The following is a 5,147-nucleotide window of genomic DNA, read 5'->3' on the forward strand; positions in this document are numbered from 1 at the left end:
TCCGGTCAGATGGCTGGTGGCCGTGCCTCGTACGGGGTGGACAGGACGACCATGGTGCGGGTCGACACGTTCGCCGCGGCCCGGATCTGCTGCAGCAGGCTTTCCAGGTCGCCCGGGGTGCCGACGCGGACCTTGAGCAGGTAGCTCTCCTCACCGGCGACGCTGTGGCAGGCCTCGATGGCGGTCAGGTCCCGCAGCCGCTCCGGGGCGTCGTCCGGCTGGCTCGGGTCGATCGGCTTGATCGATACGAACGCGGTGAGCGGGAGGCCGATCTCGGCGGCGTCGACGATGGCCGTGTACGCGGTGATCACGCCTCGCTGTTCCAGGCGGCGTACTCGCTGATGGACCGCGGACACGGACAGGCCGGTGGACCGGCCCAGGTCGGTGTAGCTCATCCGGCCATCCCGGCACAGCAGACGGACGATCTCACGGTCAAGGTCTTCCAGCACGATCCGGAGCGTACGCAGATCACGGACCGTGGTCGTGTGCTGGGTGGATGTCGATACGCGAAGAGGCGGATGTTGGTACGCGGCAGGGGATGTCACCCTGTCCGGGTGCGTACCTCCACCGCCGGTCGGCTGATGCTGCTGGACACCCCGTCGCTGTACTTCCGCGCCTTCCACGGGGTGCCGCGGTCGGTGCGCGCCCCGGACGGGACACCCGTCAACGCCGTGCGCGGCCTGCTGGACACCCTGGCCCGCCAGATCGTCGAGATCCGTCCCACCCGGCTGGTGGCCTGCTTCGACGCGGACTGGCGCCCGCCGTTCCGGGTCGCGCTGCTGGCGTCGTACAAGGCCCACCGGGTGGCCGCCGGTGGCACCGGCGGCACCGGGAGCGCGGGGAGCGCGGGGAGCGCCGGGTGGGCCGAGGACGTCCCGGCGGAGCTCACCGCCCAGCTGCCGGTCATCGACGCCGTCCTGGACGCCGTCGGCGTCCCCCGGGTGTCGGCCGCCGGCTACGAGGCGGACGACGTCATCGGCACGCTGGCCACCCGTGACCAGGCGGAGGTGGACGTGCTCACCGGGGACCGGGACCTGTTCCAGCTGGTCGACGACTCCCGGCCGGTACGGGTGCGCTACGCGGTCGAACGGTTCGCCGTGATCGACGAGGCGGCTGTGGCCAGCCGTTTCGGCATCCCCGGCCGGGCCTACGCCGACTTCGCGGTGCTACGCGGCGACCCCAGCGACGGGCTGCCGGGTGTGTCAGGCATCGGCCCGAAGACCGCGGCGGCGCTGCTGAGCAGGTTCGGGTCGCTGGCGGCGGTCCGGGCCGCGGCCGCGCGAGGGGAGATCGCCGGCTTCCCGGGCCGGAGCAGGCAGCGGATCATCGAGGCCGCGGCCTACCTGGACGCCGCCGTGCCGGTGGTCCGGGTCGTCACCGACGTCGGCCTGCCGCCGGTGCCGGACCGGCTGCCCGCCCGGCCCGCCGACAGCGCGGGACTGGCCGCGCTGGCCCGGCGGTGGGGTGTGGAGAAGGCCTGCGACCGGCTCGTCGCGGCCCTCGGGCACGTCTGACGGATGGCTGCCCGGCAGCCGGGCGGCGGCTGGCCGGCAGCCGGGCGGACACGCCCTGGCTGCGGTGCCGGCCACGTCGGTTGTGTCACTTGTCGCGGCTGTGCTTGTAATGTCCACCCGTACCCGCTCCATGGCCGGTCGGCACCGGACGAGGCAGACCTGGGCGAAAGGGGACGCAGCCTCACCGGCGTGAGCCGGTCGCGGCCCCGCGCCGGTGTCCTCACCGCGTGGCCCACCGGCGTCCCGACAACGCAACCCCGATAACGGAACGCAATCCCGATGACGGAATGAGGTGAGGCGGTGGGGCTGCCCGAGCGGCTCGCGGGCAAGCGCGTCCTTGTCACGGGAGCGACCGGCTTCGTGGGCGAGGCACTGCTCGAACGGCTGCTGTCCGATCTGCCCGGCACCGAGGTGGTCGCCCTCGTCCGTCCGCGCGCCGGCCGTAGCGGTCAGGCCCGGTTCGCGGCGCTGGTTGCCAAACCGGCATTCGCCGCCTGGCGCGGTCAGGTCGGCGCGGACGGGGTCGAGCGGGCGCTGCGCGAGCGGGTCACCGTGCTCGAGGGTGACCTGGAACGGATGCCGACGTTGCCGGCGGACATCGACGTCGTGATCCACTGTGCCGGTGAGGTGTCCTTCGACCCGCCGATCGACGCGGGTTTCGCCACCAACCTCGGCGGGGTCCAGGAGCTGCTGCGGGCGGTGCGGGACAGCGGCGCCCGCCCGCACATCGTGCACATCTCCACGGCGTACGTGGCGGGTCTGCGCTCCGGGCACGTGGCCGAGGGCCGGCTGGCGCACACCGTCGACTGGCGGGCGGAGCAGACCGCCGCGCAGCGGGCACGGGCGGCGGCCGAGGACGCCTCCCGTACCCCCGAGGCGCTGCGCGGCTTCCGGGAGCGGGCCGAGGCCGATCATGTGCGCGCCGGCGCCCAGACGGTCTCCCGCGAGGCCGAGCGCCACCGCCGCCGGTGGGTGGAGCGCCGGCTCGTCGAGATCGGCGGGGAACGGGCCCGGGTGCTGGGCTGGACCGACTGCTACACCTTCACCAAGGCGCTCGCCGAGCGCTACCTGGAGGACTCCCGCGACGGCCTGCCGCTGACCGTGGTGCGCCCGTCCATCATCGAAAGCGCGCTGGCCCGCCCGTTCCCGGGGTGGATCGAGGGCTTCAAGATGGCCGAGCCGCTGATCATCGCCTACGCGCGCGGGGAGCTGCCGGACTTCCCGGCCTCCCCCGACGGCATCATCGACATCATCCCGGTCGACCTGGTGGTCAACGCGATCATCGCCGCGGCGGCGGCCACCCCGCCGGCGGACACCCCGGCCTACTACACGGTCTGTTCGGGCTTCCGTAACCCGCTGCTGTTCCGGGACCTCTACGAGCATGTCCGGGAGTACTTCCAGCGCCATCCGCTGGTCGCCCGCAACCGCGGCGCGGTCGCCGCGGCCGAGTGGCGTTTCGCCGGGGCCGCGACGGTCGAGAGCAGGCTGCGCCGCGGGGAGCGGTTCACCGAGCTCGCCGGCCGGGCGCTGGCGTACGCGCCCCGTTCCGACCGGGTCCGCCAGGCCGCCCGCGACCTGGAGCAGCTCGACGAGCGGCTGTCGTTCCTGCGCCGCTACCAGGACCTGTACCGCTCCTACACCCGGGCCGAGCTGGTCTACGTCGACGACGCGACCCGGGCCCTGCACCAGGGGCTGGAGCCCGCCGACGCGCAGCGGTTCGGGTTCGACCCGGCCTGCTACGACTGGCACACCTACCTGCAGGACATCCACATCCCGAGCGTGACGGCGACCATCCGCGGGCCGGACACGTCGCCGCCGCCGGCCCGCCGGGTGGCTCCGGCCTCGGCCGGCGGGCCGGACACGCTGGCGGTGTTCGACCTGGACGGCACGCTGGTGTCCTCGACCGTGATCGAGTCCTACCTGTGGCTGCGGCTGGCCGACCAGAACACCGTGGCCCGCGGCCGGGAGCTGGCCTCGCTGGCCCGTGCGCTGCCCGGCTACATCCGCGCCGAACAGCGGGACCGGGGGCATCTCATCCGGGCGGTGTACACCCGCTACGCCGGCGCCGACCCCGACGAGCTCGCCCGTCTCGTCGACGAGGTCGCCGGGGACATCCTGCTGCGCCGGGTCAAGCCGGCGGCGATCCGCCGGGTCCGTGAGCACCGGGAGGCCGGGCACCGGACGGTGCTGCTCACCGGCGCGGTCGCGGTGCTCACCCGTCCGCTGGCACCACTGTTCGACGAGATCGTCGCGACCGCTCTCGCGGTCGGGCCGGACGGGCGTTACACCGGACGGCTGACGTCGGCGCCGCTGGTCGGGGACGCCCGGGCGGCGTGGCTGAGCCACTACGCGGGGCGGGTGGGGGCGAACCTGCGGGCGTCGTGGGGGTATGCCGACAGCCAGTCGGACCTGCCGATGCTGCGTGCCGTCGGCAACCCGGTGGCGGTCAGCCCCGACCTGCCGCTGTACCGGGTCGCCCGCCGCTCCGGCTGGCCGATCGAGGAGTGGTCGTCGACGCCGGGCGAGCCGCGCGCGGTCGCGGCCGCCCGCGACGAGCGCCGGGCCCATGCCGTGGCCGCGCGGGTGCGGGCCTGGCGGGCCGGCGCCGGTGGCGGCCCCGGCGGCGGGCTGGCGGGACGTTCGGGCGCCGGGGCGGACCGTGTCGTCACCGTCGACCCGGGGGGCCGGCGGTGAGCCGCGCGCTGGAGCTCTACCGCTCGCTGCCGCGTTACCTGACGACCCGGACGGTGTCGGGCCGGCTGCCGTCCCTGGCCGGTGCGGCGGCGACGACCACGGCGCCGCTGCGGCTGCGGGACCGGCCGGCGCCGTCGCGTCCCGGGCCGGACTGGGTGACGATCCGGCCGCGGCTGTCGGGGATCTGCGGGTCGGATCTGGCCACCGTCACCGGGCGGTCGTCGTTCTACTTCGCCTCCCTGGTGTCGATGCCGTTCGTGCCCGGGCACGAGATCGTGGCCGACACACAGACGGATATTACTTTGAGTGATGGGACGGAGCTGCCGGCGGGTTCCCGGGTGGTCGTCGACCCGGTGCTCGGCTGTGCCGCCCGGGGGCTGCCCGCGTGCGCCGGCTGCGCCGCCGGGCACACCAGCCGCTGTGACCGGGTGACCTCCGGGCATGTCTCCCCCGGCCTGCAGACCGGTTTCTGCGCGGACACCGGCGGCGGGTGGAGCGGGGCGCTGGTCGCGCACCGCTCGCAGCTGTACCCGGTGCCGGCGGGCCTGCCGGACGAGCGGGCGGTGCTGGTCGAGCCGCTGGCCTGCGCCGTGCACACCGCGTTGCGGGCCGCGCCCGCCGACGGCGACCGGGTGCTGGTCATCGGTGCGGGCGCGGTGGGGCTGTTCACCCTGCTGGCGCTGCGCGCCTTCACTCCGGCCGGCACGGTGACCGTGGTCGCCAAGCACCGCCGGCAGGTGGAGCTGGCCCGGCTCTTCGGCGCGGACGAGGTGCTGCCGCCGGCGTCCGCCGTCGGCGGGGTGCGCCGGGGCACCCGGGCGCTGCGGCTCGACCCGGAGGTCGGCCCGCCCTACCTGCTCGGCGGGGTGGACGTGGCGATCGACTGCGCGGGCAGCGCGTCGTCGCTGTCCACGGCGCTGCGCACCACCCGGGCGGGCG

At 75.0% G+C, this 5,147-nt stretch carries 4 protein-coding genes; 3 read left to right on the forward strand and 1 reads right to left on the reverse strand.

Features of this window, described 5'->3' with window-relative positions; translation table 11 throughout:
• Positions 1-5: 5 nt before the first annotated feature.
• Positions 6-449 carry an Lrp/AsnC family transcriptional regulator gene (locus AC5LSR_RS19840; RefSeq protein WP_250291304.1) on the reverse strand — a complete coding sequence of 148 codons (444 nt, stop codon included), beginning with the start codon at positions 447-449 and terminating at the stop codon, positions 6-8.
• Between the two features lie 69 nt (positions 450-518).
• Between AC5LSR_RS19840 and AC5LSR_RS19845 the strand changes: the two genes are divergently transcribed.
• The 3 genes from AC5LSR_RS19845 to AC5LSR_RS19855 form a co-directional block, all read left to right on the forward strand.
• A complete protein-coding gene (locus tag AC5LSR_RS19845) occupies positions 519-1,514 on the forward strand; it encodes a 5'-3' exonuclease (RefSeq protein WP_250286956.1) in 996 nt (331 codons plus the stop codon).
• 300 nt (positions 1,515-1,814) lie between these two features.
• Positions 1,815-4,208 carry an HAD-IB family hydrolase gene (locus AC5LSR_RS19850; RefSeq protein WP_493465290.1) on the forward strand — a complete coding sequence of 798 codons (2,394 nt, stop codon included), beginning with the start codon at positions 1,815-1,817 and terminating at the stop codon, positions 4,206-4,208.
• A partial coding sequence (locus AC5LSR_RS19855; RefSeq protein ID WP_493468810.1) for a zinc-dependent alcohol dehydrogenase occupies positions 4,205-5,147 on the forward strand: 943 nt, incomplete at its 3' end. The genes AC5LSR_RS19850 and AC5LSR_RS19855, both read left to right, overlap by 4 nt.

The sequence above is a fragment of the Protofrankia sp. CiP1_Cm_nod4 genome, from assembly GCF_982290645.1.

Excerpts from the sequence above, each read along its gene's own strand:
- AC5LSR_RS19845 (WP_250286956.1), top strand. The coding sequence starts at position 519 with ATGTTGGTACGCGGCAGGGGATGTCACCCTGTCCGGGTGCGTACCTCC.